Origin of the sequence: Ochrobactrum soli, assembly GCF_003664555.1 — a bacterium.
Taxonomy (GTDB): domain Bacteria; phylum Pseudomonadota; class Alphaproteobacteria; order Rhizobiales; family Rhizobiaceae; genus Brucella; species Brucella teleogrylli.
In genome coordinates, this window is sequence record NZ_RCHH01000001.1 from 550,269 (window position 1) to 576,917 (window position 26,649).

Below are 26,649 nucleotides of genomic sequence, written 5' to 3' on the forward strand. Positions count from 1 at the left end.
TCAGCATTCACTATTTTGCCACGTCTTTCGGCGGAATAGCCTGTGAATTCCACAATAATTATACGCAAAATTATTACGCAACCCATCTTGCCTTCGGGTGAAAAGTGGTGGGAATATCGTGCTCAGATTGGAGGGCGGCGGCGAAGATGCGAAAAAATATTGCGCAGCCTCCGTTGAACCATCTATTGGTAGCCACAGGAGGAATGACTATCAATCGGTAATCCTCAATTTTAAATTGCAATTGCACTACAGATGGCTGAACCAGAACAATAATCAGGGAACCAGCCTGAGTAAACGAGAGGACTAAATATGCGCGTATTGAAGCGTATCGTAGCAGCAGCTTCGGTTGCAACCATTGCAACCATGGCAGGCGGATTGGCCATTGGCGCCGCAAATGCCCAAGAGCCCTTGAAGCTCACCATCGCCACCGAAGGCGCCTACCCCCCCTTCAATTTCATCAAGCCGGACGGCACCCTTTCGGGATTTGACGTCGATATCGCGAAAGCACTTTGCGATGAGATGAAGGCTCAGTGCACGTTCGTCACTCAGGAATGGGATGGCGCAATTCCGGCCCTTCAGGCTGGCAAGTTCGACGCTTTCATCGCTTCCATGTCGATCACCGACGAGCGCAAGAAGCAGGTCGATTTCTCGAACAAATATTACAACACGCCTCCGGGCATCGTCGCTCCGAAAGATAGCGACATCAAGGGCGTGACCAAGGAAGATCTCGCTGGCAAGACGATCGGCGTTCAGGTTTCCACCACCCATGCCAACTACTCGGAAAAGACCTTTACCGACAGCACGATCAAGGCCTACCCGACTGCCGAGGAATACCGCCTCGATCTGGCCAATGGCCGTCTCGACGCCGCCAATGACGACAGCGTAACGCTGGGCGAATGGCTGAAGACGCCGGATGGCGCCTGCTGCAAGATGGTCGGCACCTTCCCGCCGGTTGTTGAAATTCACGGTCCCGGTGCGGGCGTTGCCTTCAAGAAAGGCCGCCCGGAACTGATTGAAAAGTTCAACGCGGCCATCAAGGCGATCCGCGCCAACGGAAAGTACAAGGAAATCAACGATAAGTACTTTGAGTTTGACGCCTACGGCGCCGAAAACTAAGTTGCTTTGAAGAAGTTTGCGCCGGTTTGTGTCACACAAACCGGCGCACATCATTTATGGCAGACCATTCGGTAGAAGCGCTCGAAACAGAGACCGCCGGATTTGGTATCCGCCCAGAAAAAAGAAAAAAGGCGATGGAACATTACGCCACTTTATTGAGTTTCGGCCCCGAAGGTTGGTCGAGGAGCATCGCCTGGGGGCTATTGGTCACTGTCACTCTGGCAATCGCCACTCTGCCCGTTGGCCTCGTTCTCGGATTTCTGGTTGCTTTGGGGAAGCAATCGAGCGAACCATCGATCCGACTGGCCTCGAATATCTACACGACCATTTTCCGCGGCCTTCCAGAACTGCTGACCCTGTTTCTGGTGTATTTCGGCGCTTCGCTCGGCCTACAGAAACTGCTGGCGCTCTTCGGCATCAATGCGAATGTCGAGATCAACGCCTTTGCCGCCGGTATGGTGGCGCTCGGTTTCGTCTTCTCGTCCTATTCGAGTGAAGTCTTCCTGTCCGCTTTCCGTGCCATTCCGCGTGGCCAATATGAAGGCGGTTACGCTGTCGGCCTGTCGCACTGGCAAACCATGCGCAAGGTCATCCTGCCGCAATTGATCCGCATCGCCCTGCCCGGCCTTGCCAATCTGTGGCTGGTGCTGCTGAAGGACACGTCGCTGGTGTCCGTGATCACATTGTCCGACATCATGCGTCAGACATCCATCGCAGCGCGCGTGACCAAGGAGCCGTTTCTGTTCTTCGGCGTCGCCTGCCTGCTCTATCTCGCTCTCGCGATCATCTCGTCCTATTTCATCAACCGCATTGCCCAATGGGCTGATGCGGGCAGCAATCGTTCGCGGGGTGCATGATCATGAGCGAAGCCGTCACTCAAACCAGTGCTGCCGTCATGGCGCCGCCGCCCGTCGTCCGCGAATGGACCCGCGCTCGCATTGCAGGCCACATCTTCGTCGGCATATGGGCTTTGCTCTTCGCTGGGCTCGCCATCTATCTCTACAATGTCTGGCGCATCGATCTCTTCGAAACTTATGGACCGCGCTACTGGTCCGGCCTGCTGATCACCCTGAAACTGGTCGTGGTGTCGATCCTTGTCGGCGCTGCATTGTCGATCCCGATCGCAGCCGCACGCATGTCGAACAATCGCTGGCTGAAAGCCATCGCCTTCGGCTATGTGTATTTCTTCCGCGGCACGCCGCTTCTGGCGCAAACCTTCCTGATCTATTACGGCTTCGGCACTTTCCGGCCTTTCCTAGAAAGCATCGGTCTGTGGGTGTTTTTCCGTGATGCATGGAATTGCGCCATTCTGGCCTTCTCGCTCAATACGGCTGCCTATCAGGCTGAAATCCTGCGCGGCGCGATCCAGAGCGTTGCCATGGGCCAGTGGGAAGGTGCCGCGGCGCTGGGCATTTCCAAGCGCGTGACGTTCTGGAAGGTCATTCTTCCACAGGCGCTGATCGTTGCGCTGCGTCCATACGGCAATGAAATCATCCTGATGATCAAGGGCTCGGCCATTGTGGCCATCATTACGGTTCTCGACCTGATGGGTGAAACGCGCCGCGCCTATTCCCGCACTTTCGATTTCCAGACCTATCTCTGGGCAGCCGTGATCTATCTGCTGATCGTCGAAGCGCTGCGCCACATCTTGGATTATCTCGAACGGAAGCTGACACGGCATCTTGTTCGTTGATTTACCAGATAGACCTTAAATTTAGCCCTCGGCAGCCTTGCAGCTTCCGGGGGCTATCTGTTTAATCAACAATATGTCTTCGCTGCCACGCAGCGCACAGACAATTTCTCAAGCATAGCAATGGGCAATATCATGCTGAAAATCTGGGGTCGCACCAATTCCACCAATGTCAAGAAAGCGCTCTGGATCGCGCAGGAGCTTGGCCTTGATTACGAACAGATCGACGTGGGCGGCCAGTTTGGCGGCCTGGACGACCCGGCCTTCCTCGCGCGCAATCCCAATGGCCTCATTCCGCTTGTCGAAGACGGAGAAACCGTGCTCTGGGAATCGAATGTCATCACGCGTTATCTGGCTGCAACCTATGGCAAAAACAGCCTGTGGATCGAAAACCCGGCCAAGCGGGCGCAAGCGGAAAAATGGATGGATTGGGCGTCCAACACGCTCTACAGCGATTTCAGCAATGTGATGAAGCATATGATCCGCCTGCCGGAAGACAAGCGCGATCCGGCAATCCTGCAACGCGGTCTCGACGGCCTTGCCCGTTCCATGAAGATTGCCAATGACGGTCTCGGCCAAGCGCCGTGGTTCTCCGGAGACGCGTTTGGCATCGGCGACATTCCGATTGGCTGCTATGCCTATGCATGGTTCGAGTTCCCCATCGAACGCCCCTCGCTTCCGCAGCTCGAAAGCTGGTATGAGCGCCTGAAAGAGCGCCCTGCCTACCGTTCGGCTGTGATGACACCCCTCACCTGATCAAACGGTCCACAAACTATCCAGAGGAATGAACGAATGACGACGACTGCAAAAGTAGCCTTTCTCGGGCTGGGCGTGATGGGCTATCCAATGGCAGGACACCTCAGGAACAAGGGTGGCCACGACGTTACGGTTTATAACCGTACGACGGCAAAAGCGGAAAAATGGGCGAAGGAATTCGGCGGCAGTTTCGCCGCCACGCCCGCAGAAGCCGTGCGCGATGCCGATTATGTATTCGCCTGCGTCGGCAATGATGACGATCTGCGTTCGGTAACAATCGGCCCGGACGGCGCTTTCTCGACAATGAAGAAAGACGCGATTTTCATCGACAACACGACTGCCTCTGCCGAAGTCGCACGCGAGCTTTCGGAAGAAGCGCAGAAGCTTGGCGTTCATTTCATCGATGCGCCGGTTTCCGGCGGTCAGGCTGGCGCGGAAAACGGCGTGTTGACCGTGATGGTCGGTTCCAGCGAGCCGGTTTTCGAGCGCGCCAAGCCAATCATCGACGCCTATGCCCGGTCTGTCGGTCTCATGGGTCCTGTCGGTTCGGGACAGTTGGCCAAGATGGTGAACCAGATTTGCATCGCCGGTCTCGTTCAGGGACTGGCCGAGGGCATTCATTTTGGCAAGAAGGCCGGTCTCGATATCGAAAAGCTCATCGCGGTGATTTCCAAGGGCGCTGCCGGTTCGTGGCAGATGGAAAACCGCTCCGCCACGATGAACCAGGGCAAATATGATTTCGGCTTTGCCGTCGACTGGATGCGGAAGGATTTGGGCATCTGCCTTGACGAAGCAGACCGCAATGGCGCGCTTCTGCCCGTCACTGCGCTTGTCGATCAATTCTACAAAGAAGTGCAGAAGATCGGCGGAAATCGCTGGGATACGTCTTCTCTGCTGGCGCGTCTGGAGCAGAAGTGAACATCAACTGAGTTCAGTTCAGGAGAAAAGCCCGGCATTCCCGCCGGGCTTTTTTATATTAGCCGCGTTCAATCAGAATTTGACCATCGCCGTGAGCGACAGCCCGCTGACAAAATCATCGTCGAGTACGCCCTCGGAACCCAGCAGACTGCGCTCACCGTCGGCAAGCGTCGTGTCAACCTTTCCTGAGACCAGCCAACCCGCAGCGCCCGCCAGACGAAACTCGACTTGGTCACTTGGCTTGTAACCGGCGCCAAGGCTGAACAACCAGAGGTCCGTCTGCGTGGTGAGGCCCGTGCTGGTGCCGCGATCCCAGGTCAAAGTCCCGTCGAGAGACCAGTGGTTGTCGAACGTGTGAGCAACACCACCCCTCAAAGTCCAGCCATCCTGATAATAGAGGTTCAGGCTGGTAACTCTGGTGCCGATAGGGAGAACCGCACTGTCAGCCGCAACAAAATCAACCGACGTCACGCTTGACCAGTCCATCCATTCTACCGAGCCAAAAGCCAGCCAACCGGGCGTTATACCCGTCTGAAATTTGAATTCGACGGATTGAGGTGTTGCAACGTCACTGCTCACATCAATCGGTTCGCCGCGCCCGGTGATTGGGTTCAAAATCAGATTATCAACAGTGCCTTCAAGGCCGTACTTGACCGCAGATTGATAAACGATGCTCGCACGGATCGCATATTCAGGAATTTCATAGGCAGCGCCAATTCGCCAGCCAAACGACTGGTCATCTGCATCCAGAGAAGCGGCGCGAAACGGGCTTCCGGGAATGCCGTCAGGATTGCGGGAAAAATGCGGGATCATTCTGGTCTGCTGGCCGCGCAGTTCCTGATAGCTGACGCCACCCAAAATACGGAAATAGCCCATCGCGCCCGCATCAAAACGATAGGCACAGTTCACACCGTAATCGTTCGACGTGATCTTCTGTTCGATCGAGGTGTAAGAGTGAACCGTTTCAATGCCCGCATCGGTGTCGATGCCCCAAGGCTGACGGTATTGCGCAGCACAGGCAATATCGCTGGTCAGATCGAACTTGGCCGAAATCTTCGGCACCCAAAGGCCCTTCGCCTCTTCGATACCTTTTTCGAACGGGCGGCCTGTCGCCGGGTTGATACCGCCATTCGTGTCGCTGGCGACCGAGCCACCGATTTTCGTCAATCGACGCTGGGGAGCCACATAAATCGCCGACGTATCGACCGCGTTTCCCTGTTCGAACAGAATATCGAAATCCTGCGAACTCGTCTCGAAAGCTCCGGCGTGAGCGACGACCGCTCTCCCAAACAGCACTGCCGCGATACAACTGATTTGAAAGCCGCGTCCGCCCATAAATCTCCCCCCAAGAAGCTGTGGCATTAACGAGGACGCAAACGTAAAACGGGAAGAAACGGAGCTGCAATATCCAACCAATAGCGAGTTAATTGTGCGGCCAAAGCGCCCCCCGAGCAAATTGGCTCAGCGACAGAGTTCCAACAAATCCCAAATCAAATTCCGCTAAAACCGCCGTTTTTGGCCTGTTTCCGCCTGCTGCGAATGCGCAATGGCGTGCTTGCGAAACCGAACCGCCGGTTCGATTACTTTAGACGCTTCTGGAATTAAAATTTCCCCGGACCGATCACGCAAAAAGCCCGGCAGCGGGAACTGCCGGGCTGATACATAAAGGGCCGGAACATTGTTAGGATGCTCCGGCCCTTGAGTTATATTTGATCCGATGGATCAGAACTTGACCTTCGCCGTCAGCGAGAGACCGCCGACGAAGTCGTTGCCGAATTCACCCTTGGAACCCAGCAGGTTCCGCGTGCCATTGACGACCGTGTCATCAACTTCACCCGAAGACAGCCAGCCAGCAGCACCGGCGAGACGAACTTCGAACTGGTCGTTCGGCTTGTAATTGGTGCCGAGACCGAACAGCCAGATATCGGTCTGCGATGTGAGACCCGTGCTGGTGCCGCGATCCCATGTCACCGTTCCTGCAACCGACCACTGGTCATTGAACTTGTGACCGACACCGCCGCTCACGGTCCAGCCGTCCTGATAATAAAGGTTCAGGCTGGTGACCTTAGTACCGCTCGGCAGAACCTTGCTGTCAGATGTGGCAAAATCGACCGATGTGAGCGACGACCAATCGGTCCACTTCACAGAACCAAATGCAAGCCAGTCGGGCGCGATGCCGGTCTGGAATTTGAACTCGAGCGACTGCGGCGTGGAAACTTCGCTGTCCACATTTAGGGACATGCCTCTTCCGGTGATCGGATTGAGAACCAGATTATCGACCGTACCTTCAAGGTCGTATTTGACCTTGGACTGGTAAACGACACTTGCCCGCACCGCATATTCTGGAATTTCATAAGCTGCACCGAGACGCCAGCCTACAGCCTGATCGTCAACATCCAGCGATCCGATACGGGTTGGGCCGGCGGGGATGTTATATGGGTTTCCTCGCGGCATACCCGGAATGGCTTTTGTCTGTTCGCCGCGGAGTTCCTGATAGCTCACACCACCGAGAATGCGGAAATAGCCCTTTTCACCCGCAGTAAAGCGGTAGGAGCAGTTGACGCCGTAGTCATGCGACGAAATTTTCTGTTCTATCGCCGTATAAGCACGGACCGTATCGATGCCGACATCGGTGCTGATACCCCAGGGCTGACGATATTGCGCCGCACAGGCCAGATCGCTCGTCAGGTCGAACTTGGCCGAAAACTTCGGCACCCAGTAGCTCTCCGCCTCGTCAACTTCCGTTTCGAAGGCTCGGCCCGTCAATGGATTGACGCCACCGCTCATCGTGCTGATTGCAGAACCACGAATATTCTTGAGCTTGCGTTGCGGGGCTACGAAAGTTCCCGACGCATCAACGGCGTTTCCCTGCTCAAACAGGATATCAAAATCCTGCGAGCTGCGTTCAAAACCACCTGCATGAGCGACAACCGCACTCCCAAGCAGTACCGCTGCAATTCCCCCAATTTTTAAGCCGCGTCCGCTCATTATGTCCTCCCAGATAGCAACCGGCATTAACGTTGACGCAAACGTAAAACAGGAAGGATTCGACCTGCAATATCCAATCATTCGCGGGCTATGAGCGGCTTCGAAGTCGCTTCTTTCAAAACGCTTAAAATACGGGGCGTTTCTCCATTTGGTGGAAACATTCCGACAAATGTAGACCAGAAATTCGCCCAAATTGCCCCTTTTTCGGCCATATTTCGGCCTTGTTGCGAAAGGGCAACATTTTCAAAAAACAATCGAAACGCCGGTTCGATGCGGTCCAAAGCCCCTTGAAACGCAACTTTTCCGCGACATACCGCACAAAAAACACCCGGCAGTTTTCGCTGCCGGGTGTTGATTCGTGAAAGTCTTACGTTGCGGAACGCGTCAAATCAACCTGCGTCACGGATACGTGACTCAGCTGTCGCAACCCGCTCCGCGGCTTCCTTCAGCTCGACCAAACGCTCGCGTTCGGCTTCAACGACCTCTTCCTTGGCATTGGCCACGAACTTCTCGTTCGACAACTTCTTCTCGATCCGGTCGATATCAGCGGCAATCTTGCCTGCTTCCTTGGCCAGACGTGCAGCTTCAGCCTTGAGATCGATCAGCTTGCCGAGCGGAATGCAGATCGTCGCTTCACCGAGCAGCATCTGCGCTGCCCCCTTCGGAGCCTGCGCTTCGAAGGTCACGCTTTCAACACGGGCCAGACGCTTGATCGCAGCGTCGTGACGTTCAAAACGTTCCGTCGACGTTGCGTTGGCGTCAAGAACGACGACTGGTGCCACAGCACCTGCCGGGACGTTCATTTCCGCGCGCACCGAGCGGATACCGGTGACGAGATCGACCAGCCAGTTGATATCGGCAGCCGCGTCTTCATCCGCGAAGGAAAGCTCCGGCCAGTCGGCCAGTGCCAGAACCGTATCGCGCTTCTTGCCTTCACCAGCCGTCAGCGTCCACAGTTCTTCCGTCATGAACGGCATGAACGGATGCAGCAACTTATAGATCTGATCCAGACAGTAAGCAGCCGTAGCCTGCGCTTCGGCCTTTGCCACTTCATCGTCGCCCATGAAGATCGGCTTGAGCAATTCCAGATACCAGTCGCAGAACTGGTTCCAGACAAAGCGATAGGCCGCACCAGCCGCTTCATTGAAACGGTAATTGGCAATGCCCTCGGTCACGGAACGCGTGGCCTTTGTCAGTTCGGTCAGAATCCAGCGATTGACCGCAAGCCTTGCGTTTTCCGGATGGAAATCCGCGTTGAGCTCAACGCCATTCATCTGCGCAAAACGCGTCGCATTCCAGAGCTTGGTGCCGAAATTGCGGTAGCCCGCGATACGCGCCGGATCGAGCTTAACGTCGCGGCCCTGCGCGGCCATGATGGCCAGCGTGAAACGCAGTGCATCGGCGCCATATTCGTCCATCAATTCCAGCGGGTCGATGACATTGCCCTTGGATTTCGACATCTTCGCGCCGTGCTTGTCACGAACGAGCGCGTGCAGATAGACCGTATGGAACGGGATTTCCTCCATGAAATGGAGGCCCATCATCATCATGCGGGCAACCCAGAAGAACAGAATGTCGAAGCCGGTCACCAGAACGCTGGTCGGGTAATAGGTCGCGAGTTCCGGCGTCTTGTCGGGCCAGCCCAGCGTCGAAAAAGGCCACAAGCCCGATGAGAACCAGGTGTCCAGAACGTCGGTGTCGCGTTCCAGAGCAACGTCTTCGCCATAATGCGCCTTCGCAGCCGCTTTGGCTTCGGCTTCGCTCTTTTCAACGAAACAGGCGCCATCCGGGCCATACCACGCCGGAATCTGGTGTCCCCACCATAGCTGACGCGAAACGCACCACGGCTGAATGTTCTCCATCCAGTCGAAATAGGTCTTTTCCCAGTTTTTAGGCACGATCTGGGTGCGACCGTCGCGAACAGCGGCCATGGCAGGCTTGGCCATTTCGGCTGCGTTCACATACCACTGGTCGGTCAGATAAGGCTCGATCGGCACGCCGCCGCGATCACCATGCGGAACGGCATGGGTGTGATCCTCAACCTTTTCCAAATAGCCGCGCTCGTCCATCAACTCAACGATACGCTTGCGCACCGCAAAGCGATCCTGTCCGTCCAGCTCGGCGATCAGCGCCTTCAGTTCCGGCGTGAGCTGCAGGCCTTCGAGGAAGTCGTTATTGTCTTTCAGCGTGACAGCCGCTGCCGGCGTCAGAATATTGATCGCGCGCAGATCATTGCGCTTGCCGACTTCGAAGTCGTTGAAATCATGCGCAGGCGTGATCTTGACCGCGCCGGAACCAGCTTCCGGATCAGCGTAATCATCAGCGACAATCGGAATATGACGGCCAACGAGCGGCAGAACGACATCATTGCCGACCAGAGCGTGATAGCGCTCATCCTTCGGATTGACCGCAACGCCGGTATCGCCCAGCATGGTTTCCGGACGGGTCGTCGCGACAACAATGTAAGTATGCGGATTTTCTGAATCGAACGGCACATTTTCCAGCGGATAGCGGAAGTGCCAGAGATGCCCTTTCGTCTCACGGGATTCGACTTCAATGTCGGAAATCGCCGTCAGCAGCTTCGGGTCCCAATTGACCAGTCGCTTGTCACGATAGATCAAGCCCTGCTTGTGAAGCGTGACGAAGACTTCCAGAACAGCGCGCGACAGGCCCTCATCCATGGTGAAGCGCTCGCGCGACCAGTCGCACGACGCGCCAAGCCGACGCAGCTGATTGGAGATCATGCCGCCGGATTCTGATTTCCACTGCCAGATACGCTCGATGAACTTCTCGCGGCCCATGACATGGCGGTTCGGCTCCTGCCTCTCGGCCAGCTGACGCTCGACAACCATCTGGGTGGCGATACCGGCATGATCCATGCCCGGCTGCCACAGCACGTTCTTGCCGCGCATGCGCTCAAAACGAACCAGAATGTCCTGAATCGTGTTGTTGAGCGCGTGGCCCATATGCAGCGATCCGGTGACATTCGGCGGAGGAATGACCACGGCAAAAGGATCGGCTCCTGGCTTCGCTCCTGCTCCCGCTTTAAATGCCCCAGCTTCTTCCCAGCGTTCGGCAATTTTCGGCTCTATGGCCGCGGCGTCATAAGTCTTCTCAAGCATGGAATTATCCGGTCTTTTTGCGCAATGAAAGGATTGAGCGCTCAATAACAACAAACGGGTGATAAATCACTTTAAAAGTGAAAACCCGCCTGCGAGACAGACGGGCTTTTGAACTCAAAGGCCGTTTTAGACAGGCAACACGTCGATTATCGGTCGCCGCGCACCACCCGTTCGATTTCTTCACGAACAAGCCGCTCCACAAGGGTGGGCAGATTGTTGTCCAGCCAATCCTGCAACATCGGACGAAGAATCTCTGCAGCGATATCATCAAACGAACGACGCGGTTCCGACCGCACGACGTGGCTCAAATCCTGGAAGGCGGCGGCCACCTGACGTTCTGCCACTTGTGACAGAATATGGGAAGCCGTAGCCGCCTTTGCCAGTGGTTCGGGTGCGGTCGTAGCAGCGGTAGCAACCGGCGTTTCTGAAACTGGTTCCTCGACGGGCGCAGCGCTTGCCTCGACAGGCTCTTCAAGGTCAGGTTCAAGCAGTTCGTCGATGGCTTCGGCGATGCCATCTTCCAATGAGCGATCAAGCGCCTCTATCGAAACATCCTCTTTTGCAGCTTCCGGAGCAGTTGCGGCAGGCGCGTTCGGGGACAGTTCGGCGGCGCGCCGGTCATCGTTCTGGGCGTCGAGAACAATGTCCTCTTCTTCCTCTTCGATTTCCGGTTCCGGTGCGGGCGCGGCTTTGACCGGCGCATCAATCGAGCCGCGCAACACCGGCTCATCTTTTAGAATATCGCGCATCATGACCGGCTTTTCTGCCGCTCTGGAAACCGGAGGTTCTGCAGCGGGCTGTTCCTGCGCAGGCACTGGGCGACGGAACTCTGCCACCTCGCCGCGCAACGGAAAATTCGCCGTGGTGGACACAGGGTGGCGGCTCACATCGCTGTCTTCAATAATGCGCCGGATGGAAGCGAGAATCTCTTCCATGGACGGTTCGCGTGATGCGCTGGATGTCTGTGCCATAGCTGTCCATCTTCCCTATTTCAGAATAGAGCAATGCGCGCGTGTGAGCGACGCAAGGTTCTCCTTCTCTGTTTGGAGCAGCCGTTCCGGCGCGGAAAACCGTTCCGCAGCTTCGCAAGCCGCGTCCTGCAAAGGACAGAGAATCAATGAATTAAGGGTACCGGACGTTCGACGATTTGAGAATCCCCGCAAGAGAGCCAGCCAATTGAACCCACAGCTTTATCATTTTGTTAAGAATTGATCGCCGCCGCTCGCGAATCATCATCAAACAAAAACGGCGCCCGAAGGCGCCGTTTGATCTGAATTCTCGCTGATCAGCGACCGTCCGGCGTGCGCAGGCCGAACCACTTGTCCTTGACGGCCTCGTAATGTTCTTCCGGCTTATATTCAGCCACCTGAAGGCCCATCTGCTTCGAGGTCATGCGGCCGGTCGCGTTGAGAAGCGCATAGCTGGCGACAACCACATCATGCTCCGACTGGACCAGGCTGATTTCGGCAGCAGTCAAATCGTTCTGCGCGTTCAACACGTCGAGCGTGGTGCGCTGACCAACCTTGCGTTCTTCGACCACACCGTCCAGCGCGAGCTGGGCGGCGGCGATACCATCGCGATTTGCCTTGACCGAAGCGCGGGCAGCTTCTAGCTGCGACCATGCCGAACCAATGGCTTCACGAACCTGATCGCGCACAACGTCAACTTCGATGCGCGCCTGACCAAGCTGTTCCTTGGACTGGCGAATCTGCGCCGAGGTGCGGCCACCCGTATAAATTGGAATGGTCACGCCAATACCGACCGAAGCGGAATTGCCGTCACCCACCGTCGAACCGGCATAAGTATCGAGACGGCTGGCGCCAGCCGACAGACCAACGGTTGGCAGCATTGCGCCTTCCTTGGCCTTCACGTTGTAGCCAGCGGCATTCACCGCATATTGCGTTGCAAGAATGCCGGGATGGCCTGCCTGCGCGATTGCGAAAGCCTCGCTCGGCGACTTGGGCAGGTTCTTCGCTGCCGCAGCAGCAGACAGCTTGCCCGGCTGCGCACCAACGATACGGATATAGGTTGCTTCAGCCGACTTGATATTGGCGCGGGCACTATTCAGTTCGGCAACTGCTGTCGAACGGCTGGCTTCAGCCTGCGCAACGTCCGTGCGCGTGCCTTCACCAACATCCAGACGTGCGCGAGCTGCACGCACCTGTTCGTTCATCGCAGCCAGATTCTTCTCGCGAAGCACGGCGATCTGGCGATTCTGATAAACGTCCATATAGGCGACGACAGCGCTATAGAGCGTGTTCTGCTCGTCATTGCGCATATTTTCGCGCTGGGCAAAAACCTGCGTTTCTGCTGCGGCGACATTATTCTTGGTCTGGAAACCGTCGAACAGCATCTGGTTCAGCTGAATGCCGACCGTGCCACTGGTGCGGTAACCGCTCGTCGGCGAACGACTGCGGCTTGCATCATAAGTACCGGTAATCTGCGGGCGATAATTGGACTTGGCGATCGCCACGTTCTCGTCCTGAATGCGCACACCTGCGCGGGACGAGTTGAGCGTGGCGTTATTCTTATAAGCCTTGACCAGTGCACCAGGCAGGGTTTCAGATAAGGCGGACTGCCCCGATAAAACGGTGCCGGCCAACAATGCTGCCGCTGCGACCAGTCCTTTGTATGTTTTAAACACCGGGTACCTCATCTTAAGAACAGCCAATTTCAGTAAATCGAACCAATCAGTTCGGGCAACCTTAAATAACCTTTAAAATCGGTTATTTCCATCGCCCTGCCCAGAGCATGCACAAAGAAATTCCGCAGCGTTGCAGAATTGTACCAATCCCCGAAATTAAAATTCGAACTGTGGAATCCGCTCGAATCCCGGAAGTGGGCGCACCGCAGTGTTGAACGCAATGCGTCCCGATGCAACACCATTTTCTTTAACGTAAATCCGGGCAACCGAGGCATTTCCGCGGCCTTCGACGGCGACGAGGCGTCCGCCTTCCTTAAGCTGCTGGAACAAGGCGTCCGGAACGAAATCCACGCCGCCCTCGATCATGATCACATCGTAAGGTGCTTCCGAAGGATAGCCGGCATGCAGGTCGCCCGACACAATCACAACATTGTCATAGCCGAGTTCGGCAAGACGCGCGGTCGCAGCCGCAGAAAGTGCAGAATCACTCTCCAGTCCGATAACCGAACCGGCCAGATGCGACAGGATCGCCGAGGAATAACCAGTGCCACATCCGATATCCAGCACGACATCGTTCTTGTTCACGTCGGCGAGCTGAACGAGCTTGGCGAAAGGCGACGGCTCCATCAGATAGCGTGGTGCAGAACCTTCGGTCTCAAGCCGCTGGTCTTCGTCAATATAGGCAACAGCCTGACGCACAGTCGGTACGAAAGCTTCCCGCGGTACCGCCAGGAATGCATCGATAACCGCCAGATCGGTTACGTCCGTCGTACGGATCTGATTGTCGACCATCTTTGTGCGAAGATCCTGGAAATCGGCTGCCATAGCCCTCAACCCTTCATTATCGCCTAACGCGATGTTTCATATCACAAAGCACTCCGCAGCGTTGGTTCAAACCCCGCTGCGAGTGCACCATAAACGAGATTTGCCGTTGATGTGGCAAAAATCGCTGGTGCAGTCAATGAAACAGCTGCGAAACACCCGCATTTGCGGCACTTGAACTCACCATAACGAACCTTTTCAGCCCCACTTTCCTTGCGGAAAGAAAATGCCGGAAAGCGAGGCTTCCCGGCACCTACATCCTGTCTTGTCCCGGCGCAAGCGCTGGCAAAATCACATTATTGAGCGTTTGCAGCCGGATAACCCGCTGCGGCCAGCGCGGAAACCACGGCATCTCTGGACGCATCGCCGCCATACTCGACTTCTTTGGTTTCGAGATCGATTTCAATCGGCGCCGTAGCATCGAGCTTGCGCAGGGCGGCAGTCACGCTATCGGCACAGCCGCCACATTTCATCTTGGGAATAGTCAATTTCATCACGGGTAACGCTCCACACTTGTTATGCATACCTTATGCACCTTGCCATCGTGGTAAGGTCAAGCGTGAAAACGTCATCAGCGATCGGGGCTTATTTCACCTTTCTATTCCGTTGCCGGGATCAAAGAATTATGGGGCTTCACAGGCTTCCGGCACGCTTTTTTCAAGCTCCAGTTCCGATTTGCTCAGCGAGCCGGTCATGATTTCAATCGGCTTGAAGGGCGGCTCTTCCTGCATGGCGGGATTGGTAAGATGAATTGTGTAGCAGCCGCCGAAGACTTCCTTCTTGCCATCATTGCTCTCGGCTTCGATGGCCAGCGGCTGGCTCCAATAGATCTGGCCTGCACCCGGATCGGGCTCGGTCTTGCGCAAAGCGACCTTGACGCTTTTGGTGTTCTCGTAGCCCTTCACAAAGGTCTTGAAGTCGGGCTCCCGCCCCTCTTCCGAGTAATACCCATAAGCCCGCGTATATTCCTTGCGGTTGATCGCATTATAGTAAGATTCGATTAGCGCCTGCGGCGAAGACCGGTCGTCGCGATATTCCGGGACCGTAACGCCATTGGCGGCATCCTGCGTCTGTTCGGATGGCTTGGTCTCTTCCACGGGCGCCTTTGTTTCCGCAGCCTCTGGCTTCTTCTGCGCTGTCGGCTCGGCGTTTTCCTTCGCCGCAGGCTTCTGTGCTTCCTTCGCGGCAGGTTTCGGCGCTTCCTGCGCATAGGCCTGCGGGAGAGCAACAGACAAGCCGAGCGCGCTCGCGAGAACAGCCAGTCTCAGAGATTTCATCCGATCGATCGACATTCACATCTCCTCTTTCCCAAAGCCCGCCAGCCGGGCAACCGGCCTGCGCTCTCGATTTGGTGTCTTGCGGTAATGATGTTACAACACTAACTATAGTGAAAACGTGGCAGCGAGGTTTGAAACTCGCGGGTTTCATACGAGATTGGTTGATTCTCGCGCATGAAGCCACACTTTCGAAGCCACTGCATAACACCGGAAGAGATGAACCATGGGCCGTTTCGCAGTCATGACGCTAACCGAAGCCGCAGCAAATCGCGTTCGCGAGATTGTTGAGTCGCGTGAAGGCGCGCTGGGTATTCGTGTCGGTGTGAAAAAAGGTGGCTGCGCAGGCATGGAATATACCATCGATGTCGCCAATGAAGCGAAAGCCGGTGACGATGTTGCCGAGAAAGATGGCGCCAAGGTCTTTATCGCCCCGGAAGCCGTGCTTTTCCTGCTCGGAACCCAGATGGATTTTGAAGTGACGACGCTGCGCACCGGTTTCGTGTTCAACAACCCGAACCAGACCTCTGCCTGCGGCTGCGGTGAATCGGTTGAGCTGACGCCCGCCTCGGCAGAAAGCCTCCGCCAGATGCAAGGCGCCGCCTGATCTGATTTAAGCGGCTGGTCTTCCGAAGGAATCTCCCCAATGGATGACGAAACCCTCCGCGATCTGCTGCAGGATTTCGGCCCGATCAGCATCCGCCGCATGTTCGGCGGCAAGGGCATTTATCATCAGGGGTTGATCTTCGCGCTTGTGGTTCGCGACGAACTCCTTTTCAAAGCCGACGCATTGACCAGTCCGCGTTTCATCGATGCCGGATCGGTGCAGTGGACCTATGAAGGGCGCAAAGGCGGCGATCCGGTCGGCATGCCTTATTGGAGCGTGCCGGGCGAAGCCTTCGATGACCCTGAAATCATGACTGAGTGGGCGCGCCTCGCCTATGAAGCCGCCCTGCGCAGCGGTCAATCAAAACCCCAAAAGAAATCGGCCGCGAAGCGTTCCTTCACGGCCGAATAACAATCTCAAAACTGCAGTCTGCTTACATGCCCGTCGGAATGAGCATGAAAGCAGGGATATCGTTGCCGAAACCAACCGGCGACGGACCATCATCATCGCGATCACGACGGCGCTGCTTATGCTGGTCATGCTGCGGCCTGCCACGACGTTCGTCGTTGGAAGCGCGGATCGCGTCGCGGCGGTCGTGGGATTCGATAATGGGCTGCGGCTGTTCCGCCGGATCGAGCGCTTCAATCGAAGCGACCTTTTCCTTCGGTTTATCCATGCTCTTGTCCCGCCCCTTGTCTTTGCCCTTGCTGTCGCGCTGCGAGTCCTTGCCCTTGCCACGCGCATTCCGGCCCTTGCGCGGCTGATCATCAGCCTCGTCGGACGGCGCAAGCGTGGACAGATCGCCATCGACCCATTCAATCTTCTCGCCAATCATGTTTTCAATCGCGGCAAGGTATTTCGTGTCCGACGGCGTCACGATGGTGAACGCCTTGCCGGAGCGACCAGCGCGGCCTGTACGGCCAATGCGGTGGACATAGTCTTCCGAGTGAATCGGCACATCGAAGTTGAAAACGTGGCTGACGTCAGGAATGTCGAGACCACGTGCGGCCACATCGGAAGCGACCAGCAGCTGCAGCTTGCCGTCCTTGAAGTTGGACAGCATCGTCATGCGGGCGCGCTGGTCCATATCGCCATGCAAGGCACCGGCGTTGAACTCGTGACGCACCAGCGAACGGAACAGCTCCGACACATCCTTCTTGCGGTTGCAGAAGATGATCGCATTCTTGAGCGTGTCGCCTTCGGCGCGGATAAGATCGCGCAATGCGGCGCGCTTGTCCCAATCCTTCTTGCTGGACTTGACCAGACGCTGCGTCACGGTCTTGGCCGTGGACGAAGCCTTGGCCACTTCGATCCGGGATGGCGAATGCAGGAACTGCTCGGTGAGCTTGGTGATTTCCGGCGGCATGGTCGCGGAGAAGAACAGCGTCTGGCGCGTGAACGGGATCAGCTTGCAGATGCGTTCGATGTCCGGGATGAAGCCCATGTCGAGCATACGGTCTGCTTCATCGATGACCAGAATTTCAACGCCGGTCAGCAAAAGCTTGCCGCGTTCGAAATGATCGAGAAGACGGCCCGGCGTTGCAATCAGCACGTCCGCGCCGCGCTCCAGCTTGCGCTCCTGTTCGTCGAACGAAACGCCGCCGATCAGCAGGGCGACGTTCAGGCGATGATTGACGCCATATTTGACGAAGTTTTCTTCAACCTGCGCTGCGAGTTCACGCGTCGGCTCCAGAATGAGCGTGCGCGGCATACGTGCGCGAGCGCGGCCTTTTTCCAGGAGCGTCAGCATCGGCAGAACGAAAGAAGCCGTCTTGCCCGTCCCCGTCTGGGCGATACCAAGCACATCCTTGCGCTCTAACGCGGGCGGAATGGCGCCAGCCTGAATGGGTGTAGGCGCGGTGTATCCTGCCGCTTCTACAGCAGCAAGCACTTTCGGGGAAAGACCGAGTTCGGCAAATGTCGTCAATGGAGGCGCAGCTCTCTGGTTCGGAAACGTGTTCCGCCCATCCTGTCATTGCAGCCGCGTCATCGGGCGCAGGACCAAAGCAGAAAAGGCGTCTGCAACGCATCTAGCGTTTTCTTGCAGCATCGCCTACGTCCGCAGCGTGCAAAAGTCAACCAAAATACCATCATACGATATCAAATTGCTTTGATAGTTCTGCACAAAACGATAATCGACGCCAATCAACGCCGTTTCTAATCGAATTAAATCAAATTGATGACATTAGAGGATTGTCACACACGGAAGTTTTTCATCTTTGCTTGCGCATAATCTTACCCGAAATCTATAGACTTTTCAGATCAATGCCGGAACTGTTCCGTCAAAATCCGCTCGTCCCAGGAATGGTTCTTATCGAACAAAATGGCTACCTGGCTGTTCGGCGCCTCGCGCACCGTAACCGACGTTACCGATTTGACTTCGTTATTGTCAGCCACCGCATTAACCGGGCGCTTTTCCGTTTCAAGCAGATCCATGCGCACCGTTACATGCTTTGGCAGCAATGCGCCCCCCCAGCGACGTGGCCGGAACGGACTCACCGGCGTCAGCGCAAGAAGCGGTGCTTCCAGAGGGAGGATTGGCCCCTGCGCCGACAGATTATAGGCGGTCGAACCGGCAGGCGTTGCAACCATCACACCGTCACAGACCAGCTCTTCCAGCCGCACCTTGCCATCGATCGATATGCGAACCTTGGCTGCCTGATAGGATTGGCGAAACAGCGAAACTTCGTTGATTGCAAGCGCTTCGACCGGCGCTGAATTTTCGGTCTCCGCGATCATGACCAGCGGGCGGATCGTTTCCATCTGTGCGGCGAGAATGCGCTCGCACAGATTATCGACGCTAAACTCATTCATCAGGAAGCCGACGGACCCGCGATTCATCCCATAGATCGGCGTACCGGTATTCATGAAATCACGCAGCGCCTGCAGCATGGTGCCATCGCCGCCGAGCGCAACGATGATATCGGCGTCTTCGCCTGCCACGTGGCCATAGCGTTTCACGAGTTCTTTCTGCGCCGCGAGTGATTCTTCACTCCCGGACGACAGAAAATGAAGCGCGAGTGATTTGTCTGTCATGTCTACCGTCTCGCTCCCCAGTTCAACCCTGATAAGTTTGCCATGTCCTCATCGCGGTCTACTGGCTAGCACATGAAAAACCCTGTTGCCATGACCTCAATGCGATGAATTTTCGTTTTACAGACGCGTCATTTGTGCTAATCGAGCGCTAACCGCGATGCGGAAGCGATTTGCGACCAAAACCGGTTCGATACAACACTGTATTGTGAAGTGCCCTTATAGCTCAGTTGGTAGAGCACCTGATTTGTAATCAGGGGGTCGGGAGTTCGAGTCTCTCTGGGGGCACCAATATTTTCACGGTTGGAGCAAAACGCTCGCCGTTCACAATGACAAGATTACACTTTCCTCAAAATTCAGAACCGCCGCAGACTGATATCTCTAATGTCATCTCAATCAGACGATTGAGACGCTTGCCACTTTTTCAAAGCAATAAATAGTTTATTTATCACCGATCAGAATATTCATAAAAATTCATATCAGCAACGTTCGTTTACAAATCAGCCGTAAACAGGACAATCTATAGATATATATTTGAATTACTGAAAACATTGAGGATACTGATTATGAGAAAAATCTTTGCTGCGGCAATCGCGCTTTCCTTTATTTCCGCGCCGGCTGCATTTGCTGCTCCAAGCCACATCTCCTCGGGCTTGGTTCATCAAGTCAAAGCGGAGAAAAAGGCGAAAGCGAAAAAGCCATCCCCCAAAAGGCATGTGAAAAAGCCGGTAAAGAAGCCCATCAAAAAGCCAACACGGCATTAAAACCAAACAGAAATTCGCGTTTTAAATCTATTTCACGGCCAAATCTTATCGATCTTCATCCCGATTGGTAAGATTTGGCTCTGAGACCGCTACCGTTACAAAGAGATAGCGGCTCGAAGATCAGGCGGACGGGCTCAGTTTCCCTTCCCGCCGCGATAGATATTTACGCCGAGTTCGCGGATTTTCTTGCGCAGCGTATTGCGGTTGAGACCGAGCAGGTCCGCCGCCTTGATTTGGTTGCCGCGCGTTGCCGTCAGGCAAGCCAGAATCAGGGGATATTCGAGTTCGGCCAGCACACGGTGATAAAGCCCCGGCGGCGGCAGATCGGCACCGAACGAAGCGAAATAACGCTGCATGTTTTGCTCGACGGCTTGCGAAATCGTGATGTTTTCCGCATCACCTGCCACTGCCGGAATGCTGTCGGGCTTCGACATTTCCGCCTTCAGCTCGGTTTCGATGATTTCCGGCGAAATCTCTTCCTGCGGATAGAGCGCGGCTAGCCTGCGCACCAGATTTTCCAGTTCGCGCACATTGCCCGGCCATGGATAGCGTCGCATCATGTCGAGACCGGCATTGGTAATGCGCTTTTCAGGCAAGCCCTCTTCGGCGGCGCGCTTGAAGAAATGGCGCACAAGATCAGGCACGTCCTCGCTGCGCTCACGCAACGGCGGCAGCCGCAGCGGCACCACATTAAGCCGGTAATAAAGATCCTCGCGGAAAAGACCCTGCGCGATCAGCTGGCGCAAATCCTTGTTGGTCGCTGCCACGATGCGCACATCGGTCTTGATCGGCGTACGCCCGCCGACGGTCATGTATTCGCCCTGCTGCAACACGCGAAGCAGACGCGTTTGGGCTTCCATCGGCATATCGCCAATTTCATCAAGAAAAAGCGTACCGCCATTGGCCTGCTCGAAGCGACCACTGGACCGATTCTGCGCGCCGGTGAAAGCGCCCTTCTCGTGGCCGAACAGTTCGGACTCGATCAGATCACGCGGGATCGCCGCCATATTGATAGCAACGAATGGTCCTTTGCGGCGACGGCCATATTCATGCAAGGCGCTTGCGACCAGCTCCTTGCCGGTGCCGGATTCGCCCGTGACCATCATGGTGAGGTCCGTCTGCATCATACGCGCCAGAACGCGGTAGATTTCTTGCATGGCGGGCGAACGGCCGACAAGAGGCATGTTCTCGCCCGGCTCGTCGTGCATCACCGAAGCCGGCTTATGTTTTGGTTCAGACAGCGCGCGTCCGACAATATTGATCAGTTCCGTCAGGTCGAACGGTTTTGGCAGATATTCATAAGCGCCCGCTTCCGAGGCGCGAATGGCCGTCATGAAGGTGTTCTGGGCGCTCATCACCACAATCGGCAATTCCGGCCGCATCTTCTTGATGCGCGGCAGAAGGTCGAAGGCGTTTTCGTCCGGCATCATGACATCGGTAATCACCAGATCGCCGTCGCCTGCCGCCACCCAACGCCAAAGCGAAGCGGCGTTCGAAGTGACCCGCACATCGTAACCGGCCCGGGAAAGCGCCTGATTGAGCACAGTGCGGATCGCCGCATCGTCATCCGCCACCAATACGGTTCCCGTCGGGCGTCCTGCTATCATGCGTCGTCTCCGGTATAATCAGTCGTGAGTTTGCGCGCTGGCGAAGCAATATCCGAGCTTTTCCAGGCAGGCATGAGAATGCGGAAAGTGGTGCGCGAGGGATGGCTGTCGCATTCGATAATGCCGCCGTGATCGCCGATGATTTTCGCCACTAGTGCCAGTCCAAGGCCGGACCCGTTGGTTTTGGTCGTCACAAACGGATCGAAGAGATGCGGCAGCATATCCTGCGGCACTCCGGGCCCATTGTCGTGCACGCAGAATTCCAGCGGCAGCGCAACGCGGTCGCGTGCGCCCGGCACCTGAAGCCGGATACCGGGACGGTACGCCGTCGAGAGAAGGATTTCTCCGTGGTCGCGGTCGCCAATGGCCTCAGAGGCGTTCTTCACCAGATTGAGAAACACCTGCACAAGCTGGTCGCGATTGGCGAAAACCGGCGGCAGTGAGGGATCGTAATCTTCCGAGAAGCGAATATGCCGCGCAAACCCGTTGCGGGCCACGGCCTTTACATGGTCCAGAACCGCGTGAATATTCACAGCTGTGCGCTCGATGGGGCGTTCGTCAGAGAAAACCTCCATCCGGTCCACGAGCGATACGATACGGTCGGTTTCATCGGTAATGAGTCGCGCCAGCGCGCGATCCTCGTCGCCCACCACCTGTTCAAGCAACTGCGCCGCACCGCGAATGCCCGATAGCGGGTTCTTGATTTCATGCGCCAGCATCGAGGCCAACCCGGTCACTGAACGCGCAGCGCCGCGATGGGTCATCTGGCGGTCGATCTTTTCCGCCATGGTCTTTTCCTTGAAAAGAATGACCACGGCACCCTGCATTTCAACAACGGGCGCGACATAGAGATCGACAATGCGTTCCGCACCAAGACGCGGCGAAGAAATATCGACGCGATATTCATTGACCGGCATCTGGCTAGCGCGAACCTGATCGATAAGCGCCAGAAGCGGGCTGCCAAACGGCAGAAAACTTTCCAGCCGGTTGCGCGCCAATATGGACGAACCCGAGCGGAAGAACTGCTCGCCGTCCAGATTGGCATAAACGATGTGATTGTCAGGCCCAACCATAATGACCGGCTGGCTGATCGCATCCAGTATGACCGACGGGATGCTACCCTTTTCATCTCTTTCGCGCATCAGGCGACCTTTCTGAACGCCGATTTCAACTCTGGCGCATCCGTCGTCCGCGCCGCGAAAATCCGGCGCAGCACTTCCACCACCTTTGCGGGATCGGTCAGCGTCATCACTTCCGCCTTGTCTGCTGAGGTCGAACACTCTCCAGCGTGACGATCCAGATACCAGCCAAGATGCTTGCGCGCATGGCGAATACCCGTTTTGCTACCATAATGGTCGAGCATATCTTCGTAATGCATTATAATATAATCGATAATCCCTGTTCCATCTTGAGACGACAAGGCACTGCCCGCGATCGAGCCCGGCAACCATGGCTGCCCATAGGTAGCGCGCCCGACCATCACCGCGTCGGCACCCGACCGGCGGCGAATCTCTTCCGCATCTTCACGCGACGTCACATCGCCATTGGCGACGAGCGGAATTTTCACCGCATCGCGTACGGCGCGAATGGCGTCCCAGTCGGCATGACCTTCATAGAACTGGCAGCGGGTGCGGCCATGCACCGTCACCATCGCAATACCGGCATCCTCGGCCCGTTTGGCCAGTTCCGGAGCATTGATGCTGTTTTCGTCCCAGCCAAGCCGCATTTTCAATGTGACCGGCACGTTGACCGCTGCCACTGTTGCTTCGACAAGCGTCATGGCGTGATCCAGATCGCGCATCAGCGCCGACCCGGAATAGCCGCCTGTCACCTTCTTGGCCGGACAGCCCATATTGATATCGATGATATCGGCGCCCTCGCCTTCGGCAATCCTGGCCGCCTCGCCCATCCAATGCGCTTCACGCCCGGCAAGCTGAACCACATGCGTGCCCAAACCTTCGCCCGACAGGCGCAGCAGGCTTTCCTTGTGACGATTGCAGAGTTCCGCGCTGGCCACCATTTCCGAAACGACCATACCCGCTCCGGCGGCGGCAGCACGCTTGCGAAACGGCAGATCGGAGACGCCTGACATCGGCGCCAGAAAAACGCGATTCTTGAGCACCACGCCGCGGATATCCAAGGGCTGATCGAGAGAAGTCACCAACAAATGCCTATTTCATGTGCATGATGCATAACGCACACACTTTAATCAGTTCATCTTTTGAACGCAAGGAAAAGCGCATAGATTAAGCGATAAATCAATTGCAGTCTGGCATTTGTCGATGCAAGGCATTATTCGGCTTCAAAGCGATCCGTTTTGGCAAAGGCAAAGATCATTTCGAAAACAGCAGCGGTCATTGTGGCAGCCGGCCGGGGCGAACGGGCGGGGCAAAGCGTCGAAGGGCCGAAGCAATATCGGCGCATCGGCGGCGAAGCCGTGCTCGCGCGCACCTTGCGCGCCTTTACCGACTGCACATTGGTCGACGAGATCGTCGTCGTCATTCATCCAGACGATCTCGCGCTTTATGAACGCGCCATACCAGAAAGCCACAAAGATGCGATCGTCGTCACCGGCGGCCCCACACGGCAGGAATCCACACGGCTGGGCCTCCTCGCCCTCAAGGACCACGCGCCGGATTATGTGATGATCCATGACGGCGTGCGCCCCTTCATCACGCAAGCACTGCTCGAACGCATCGTCGGCAATCTGACGCCGGAAGAAGGCGTCCTCCCCGCGCTGGCCGTTTCGGACACGCTGAAACAATCCGCCATCGATGGCACGGTCAAGACCACCGTTCCCCGCGCCGGTCTGTTCGCGGCACAGACCCCGCAGACATTTCCCTATGCGCCTATTCTCGAAGCGCATGAAAAAGCCTTCGCCATTCGTCGCACCGATTTCACCGACGACGCCGCCATCGCCGAATGGCAGGGCCTCGCCGTGCGCATCATCGAAGGCTCGGCTGACAATACAAAGCTTACCTGGGCAAAGGACATTGAAATGGCAGACAAGCGCCTGCGGCAAGACCATGCCGCCTTTCCGGATATTCGCACGGGCAATGGCTATGACGTCCATTCCTTCGAACCGGGCGACCATGTCACGCTATGCGGCGTGAAAATTCCGCATGAAGCAAAGCTCAACGGCCATTCTGACGCCGATGTGGCGCTCCACGCCGTGACCGACGCCCTGCTCGCCACGCGCGGCGCAGGCGATATCGGCACGCATTTTCCGCCATCGGATCCACAATGGAAGGGCGCGGCCTCGCGCATCTTCATCGAGCACGCCGCCAAAATCGTTCGTGAGGCTGGCGGGCGCATCGCCAATGTCGATGTGACGCTGATCAGCGAAGCGCCGAAGATCGGACCGCATCGCGCCGCCATGACGGAAGCGCTCTGCGATATGCTCGGCATTGCCGCCGACCGCGTTTCCATCAAGGCAACCACCAACGAAAAGCTTGGCTTCGTCGGCCGCCGCGAAGGCATTGCAGCCATCGCCACCGCCACCGTCATTTATCCCGGCGAGGTGCCGGAATGAGCGAACTCGTCGCAGAGAAGGAAGCCATCGCGCTGCTGGACGCCTGCCGCAAGGCCGGCCTGATGATTGCGACCGCAGAATCCTGCACCGGCGGCCTGATTGCCGGTGCATTGACCGATATTGCCGGTTCGTCCGATGTGGTGGATCGCGGTTTCATCACCTATTCCAATGAGGCCAAGCACGACATGATCGGCGTGCCAATGGAGCTGATCAACCGCGTCGGCGCTGTCTCAAAAGAAGTGGCGATTGCCATGGCCGAAGGCGCGCTGAAGCACTCGCGGGCGGGCATCAGCATCGCGGTGACCGGCGTTGCCGGTCCGGGCGGTGGCTCAGACGAAAAGCCCGTCGGGCTCGTCCATATCGCCTCCGCACGCAACGGCCAGCCAACGCTGCATCGGGAATGCCGTTTCGGCCCGAAAAGCCGTGCTGAAATTCGCCATGCAACGGTTCTTGCCGCGCTGGAACTGGTGCTGACAAATTTGCGCAAGGCATAACGCTCACGCATGTACTTTCCGCCCTGCCGCCCTATCCTCTACTTATCAGTTTAAGATGAGGAGCATAGGCAATGCGGTTCAAAGGCAAAGTGGCCATTGTTACGGGCGGGGCAAGCGGTATTGGGGAAGCGACGGTCCGGGCTTTTGTGCGCGAAGGCGCCAACGTTATCATTGCCGATTATGCCGACCACGGCCAGCAACTGGCCGATGAACTTGCCGGTGAACACCAGCAGGCCATTTTCATCAAGACAGACGTGACAAAAACCAAAGCTGTTCAGGAGCTTATCGCCCGAACAGTGGAAAATTACGGTCGTCTCGACATCATGTTCGCCAATGCCGGTATTGCTGCGGACGGACCAATCGACGAACTTGACGAAAGCGCCTGGCAGAAGACCATCGATATCAATCTGACCGGCGTTTATCTCTGTGATAAATACGCAATCGACCAGATGCGGTCGCAAGGCGGCGGCGTCATCGTCAATTGCGGATCGATCCACAGCCATGTCGGCAAGTCTGGCGTGACCGCCTATGCCGCGGCAAAAGGCGGTGTGAAACTGCTGACCCAGACACTGGCTATCGATTATGGTACGCAGAATATCCGCGTAAATGCCGTTTGCCCGGGCTATATCGACACACCACTTCTGAAAGATATTCCCGACGACAAGAAGGACGCTCTGGTTGCCCTGCACCCGATGGGTCGCCTTGGCCGGGCCGAGGAAGTGGCAAGCGCTGTGCTCTTCCTCGCCAGCGACGAGTCCTCATTCATCACCGGGTCTTCGCTAATGGTCGATGGCGGTTATACGGCACAGTAAAAAGCTGTTTGATTATAGGCCGTAAATCTGGTCGGCGCGCTTTTCGAAGGCTTCGGAGAATTTCTTGAAGGCCAGATCGAACATCGTCCCCATCAGCAAGCCGAGTGTGCGGCTCTTGAATTCATAGTCGATGAAGAATTCGACATCGCAATAAGCCGCATCCTCGGCAGGTTTGAACGTCCAGCGATTGTCGAGATAGCGGAACGGGCCATCGAGATATTTGACGTCGATGACATTCTCGTCCGGTTTCAGCAGGACCTGACTGGTGAAGGTTTCGCGGATGAGCTTGTAGCCGACCGTCATATCGGCAATCAGCAGCGCCTTGCCGTCGCGCTCCTTGCGGGAGCGGATCGACAAGGCTTCGCACATGGGCAGAAATTCCGGGTATTTCTCGACATCCGCCACGAGTGCGAACATCTGATCGGCCCGGTGATGCACCCGTCTGACGGTCGTAAACTGCGGCATGTCTA

At 56.4% G+C, this 26,649-nt stretch carries 26 protein-coding genes and 1 tRNA gene; 12 read left to right on the plus strand and 15 right to left on the minus strand.

Annotated features, from left to right (window positions below):
- Positions 1-309 precede the first annotated feature (309 nt).
- The 5 genes from D8666_RS02650 to D8666_RS02670 all read left to right on the plus strand — a co-directional run bounded on the left by D8666_RS02650 (position 310) and on the right by D8666_RS02670 (position 4,480).
- Positions 310-1,116: an ABC transporter substrate-binding protein gene (locus D8666_RS02650; RefSeq protein WP_109369119.1), complete on the plus strand. Its 807-nt coding sequence runs from the start codon at positions 310-312 to the stop codon at positions 1,114-1,116.
- A gap of 134 nt (positions 1,117-1,250) precedes the next feature.
- Complete coding sequence (locus D8666_RS02655) at positions 1,251-1,973, plus strand: ABC transporter permease (protein WP_109370241.1); 723 nt, start codon at positions 1,251-1,253, stop codon at positions 1,971-1,973.
- 2 nt (positions 1,974-1,975) lie between these two features.
- A complete protein-coding gene (locus D8666_RS02660) occupies positions 1,976-2,809 on the plus strand; it encodes an ABC transporter permease (RefSeq protein WP_121536320.1) in 834 nt (277 codons plus the stop codon).
- Positions 2,810-2,941: 132 nt separating this feature from the next.
- Complete coding sequence (locus tag D8666_RS02665; RefSeq protein WP_109370243.1) at positions 2,942-3,562, plus strand: glutathione S-transferase family protein; 621 nt, start codon at positions 2,942-2,944, stop codon at positions 3,560-3,562.
- Positions 3,563-3,598: 36 nt separating this feature from the next.
- Entirely contained in the window at positions 3,599-4,480 is an 882-nt protein-coding gene (locus tag D8666_RS02670; protein ID WP_109369120.1) for an NAD(P)-dependent oxidoreductase, read from the plus strand.
- Positions 4,481-4,552: 72 nt separating this feature from the next.
- On the opposite strand, the gene D8666_RS02675 is transcribed toward D8666_RS02670, so the two are convergent.
- The 9 genes from D8666_RS02675 to D8666_RS02720 form a co-directional block, all read right to left on the minus strand.
- Positions 4,553-5,842, minus strand: a complete 1,290-nt coding sequence (locus tag D8666_RS02675) for an OmpP1/FadL family transporter (RefSeq protein WP_328589782.1) — start codon at positions 5,840-5,842, stop codon at positions 4,553-4,555.
- 360 nt (positions 5,843-6,202) lie between these two features.
- Complete coding sequence (locus D8666_RS02680) at positions 6,203-7,195, minus strand: OmpP1/FadL family transporter (protein WP_235858883.1); 993 nt, start codon at positions 7,193-7,195, stop codon at positions 6,203-6,205.
- A gap of 350 nt (positions 7,196-7,545) precedes the next feature.
- On the minus strand, positions 7,546-7,749 hold the full coding sequence (locus D8666_RS02685) for a hypothetical protein (protein WP_109369123.1): 204 nt from the start codon (positions 7,747-7,749) through the stop codon (positions 7,546-7,548).
- Between the two features lie 108 nt (positions 7,750-7,857).
- The gene (locus D8666_RS02690; RefSeq protein WP_109369124.1) at positions 7,858-10,590 is read right to left on the minus strand and encodes a valine--tRNA ligase; all 2,733 of its coding nucleotides are present in this window, start codon (positions 10,588-10,590) and stop codon (positions 7,858-7,860) included.
- 146 nt (positions 10,591-10,736) lie between these two features.
- On the minus strand, positions 10,737-11,561 hold the full coding sequence (locus D8666_RS02700; RefSeq protein WP_109369126.1) for a PopZ family protein: 825 nt from the start codon (positions 11,559-11,561) through the stop codon (positions 10,737-10,739).
- Positions 11,562-11,875: 314 nt separating this feature from the next.
- Complete coding sequence (locus D8666_RS02705; RefSeq protein ID WP_109369127.1) at positions 11,876-13,246, minus strand: TolC family outer membrane protein; 1,371 nt, start codon at positions 13,244-13,246, stop codon at positions 11,876-11,878.
- 144 nt (positions 13,247-13,390) lie between these two features.
- Positions 13,391-14,059 carry a protein-L-isoaspartate O-methyltransferase family protein gene (locus tag D8666_RS02710; RefSeq protein WP_109369128.1) on the minus strand — a complete coding sequence of 223 codons (669 nt, stop codon included), beginning with the start codon at positions 14,057-14,059 and terminating at the stop codon, positions 13,391-13,393.
- Between the two features lie 293 nt (positions 14,060-14,352).
- Entirely contained in the window at positions 14,353-14,553 is a 201-nt protein-coding gene (locus D8666_RS02715) for a heavy-metal-associated domain-containing protein (RefSeq protein ID WP_109369129.1), read from the minus strand.
- Positions 14,554-14,679: 126 nt separating this feature from the next.
- On the minus strand, positions 14,680-15,348 hold the full coding sequence (locus tag D8666_RS02720; RefSeq protein ID WP_109369130.1) for a hypothetical protein: 669 nt from the start codon (positions 15,346-15,348) through the stop codon (positions 14,680-14,682).
- A 208-nt stretch (positions 15,349-15,556) separates the two neighbouring features.
- Between D8666_RS02720 and sufA the strand changes: the two genes are divergently transcribed.
- Both sufA and D8666_RS02730 read left to right on the plus strand, forming a co-directional pair.
- Positions 15,557-15,937 carry a Fe-S cluster assembly scaffold SufA gene (gene sufA / locus D8666_RS02725; RefSeq protein WP_109369131.1) on the plus strand — a complete coding sequence of 127 codons (381 nt, stop codon included), beginning with the start codon at positions 15,557-15,559 and terminating at the stop codon, positions 15,935-15,937.
- Between the two features lie 39 nt (positions 15,938-15,976).
- On the plus strand, positions 15,977-16,348 hold the full coding sequence (locus tag D8666_RS02730) for a TfoX/Sxy family protein (protein WP_121536230.1): 372 nt from the start codon (positions 15,977-15,979) through the stop codon (positions 16,346-16,348).
- A 22-nt stretch (positions 16,349-16,370) separates the two neighbouring features.
- On the opposite strand, the gene D8666_RS02735 is transcribed toward D8666_RS02730, so the two are convergent.
- Both D8666_RS02735 and D8666_RS02740 read right to left on the minus strand, forming a co-directional pair.
- Positions 16,371-17,864 (minus strand): DEAD/DEAH box helicase, encoded by a 1,494-nt coding sequence (locus D8666_RS02735; protein ID WP_121536232.1) that lies wholly within the window; start codon positions 17,862-17,864, stop codon positions 16,371-16,373.
- 335 nt (positions 17,865-18,199) lie between these two features.
- A complete protein-coding gene (locus D8666_RS02740; protein WP_109369134.1) occupies positions 18,200-18,973 on the minus strand; it encodes an NAD kinase in 774 nt (257 codons plus the stop codon).
- 212 nt (positions 18,974-19,185) lie between these two features.
- Between D8666_RS02740 and D8666_RS02745 the strand changes: the two genes are divergently transcribed.
- A tRNA-Thr gene (locus D8666_RS02745) sits at positions 19,186-19,261 on the plus strand.
- A gap of 275 nt (positions 19,262-19,536) precedes the next feature.
- The gene (locus D8666_RS02750; protein WP_109369135.1) at positions 19,537-19,734 is read left to right on the plus strand and encodes a hypothetical protein; all 198 of its coding nucleotides are present in this window, start codon (positions 19,537-19,539) and stop codon (positions 19,732-19,734) included.
- A gap of 134 nt (positions 19,735-19,868) precedes the next feature.
- Here the strand turns inward: D8666_RS02750 and ntrC are convergent, their stop codons facing one another.
- Genes ntrC through dusB form a run of 3 tightly spaced genes read right to left on the minus strand, consistent with a single transcriptional unit; the run spans position 19,869 to position 23,502 of the window.
- A complete protein-coding gene (gene ntrC, locus D8666_RS02755; protein ID WP_109369136.1) occupies positions 19,869-21,341 on the minus strand; it encodes a nitrogen regulation protein NR(I) in 1,473 nt (490 codons plus the stop codon).
- Positions 21,338-22,483, minus strand: a complete 1,146-nt coding sequence (locus D8666_RS02760) for a two-component system sensor histidine kinase NtrB (RefSeq protein WP_121536234.1) — start codon at positions 22,481-22,483, stop codon at positions 21,338-21,340. The genes ntrC and D8666_RS02760 overlap by 4 nt, the downstream gene beginning before the upstream one ends.
- Positions 22,483-23,502 (minus strand): tRNA dihydrouridine synthase DusB, encoded by a 1,020-nt coding sequence (gene dusB / locus D8666_RS02765; RefSeq protein WP_181376095.1) that lies wholly within the window; start codon positions 23,500-23,502, stop codon positions 22,483-22,485. Before dusB ends, D8666_RS02760 begins: the two co-directional genes overlap by 1 nt.
- A gap of 156 nt (positions 23,503-23,658) precedes the next feature.
- Here dusB and D8666_RS02770 point away from each other — a divergent pair, with 156 nt between their 5' ends.
- The 3 genes from D8666_RS02770 (at position 23,659) to D8666_RS02780 (ending at position 26,179) form a co-directional block, all read left to right on the plus strand.
- Entirely contained in the window at positions 23,659-24,873 is a 1,215-nt protein-coding gene (locus tag D8666_RS02770; RefSeq protein ID WP_109369138.1) for a bifunctional 2-C-methyl-D-erythritol 4-phosphate cytidylyltransferase/2-C-methyl-D-erythritol 2,4-cyclodiphosphate synthase, read from the plus strand.
- Positions 24,870-25,367, plus strand: a complete 498-nt coding sequence (locus D8666_RS02775; protein WP_109369139.1) for a CinA family protein — start codon at positions 24,870-24,872, stop codon at positions 25,365-25,367. The genes D8666_RS02770 and D8666_RS02775 overlap by 4 nt, the downstream gene beginning before the upstream one ends.
- Before the next feature lie 71 nt (positions 25,368-25,438).
- Complete coding sequence (locus D8666_RS02780; protein ID WP_109369140.1) at positions 25,439-26,179, plus strand: SDR family NAD(P)-dependent oxidoreductase; 741 nt, start codon at positions 25,439-25,441, stop codon at positions 26,177-26,179.
- A 12-nt stretch (positions 26,180-26,191) separates the two neighbouring features.
- Here D8666_RS02780 and D8666_RS02785 read toward each other — a convergent pair whose 3' ends face one another.
- A complete protein-coding gene (locus D8666_RS02785) occupies positions 26,192-26,644 on the minus strand; it encodes a type II toxin-antitoxin system RatA family toxin (protein ID WP_109369141.1) in 453 nt (150 codons plus the stop codon).
- Positions 26,645-26,649: the final 5 nt, after the last annotated feature.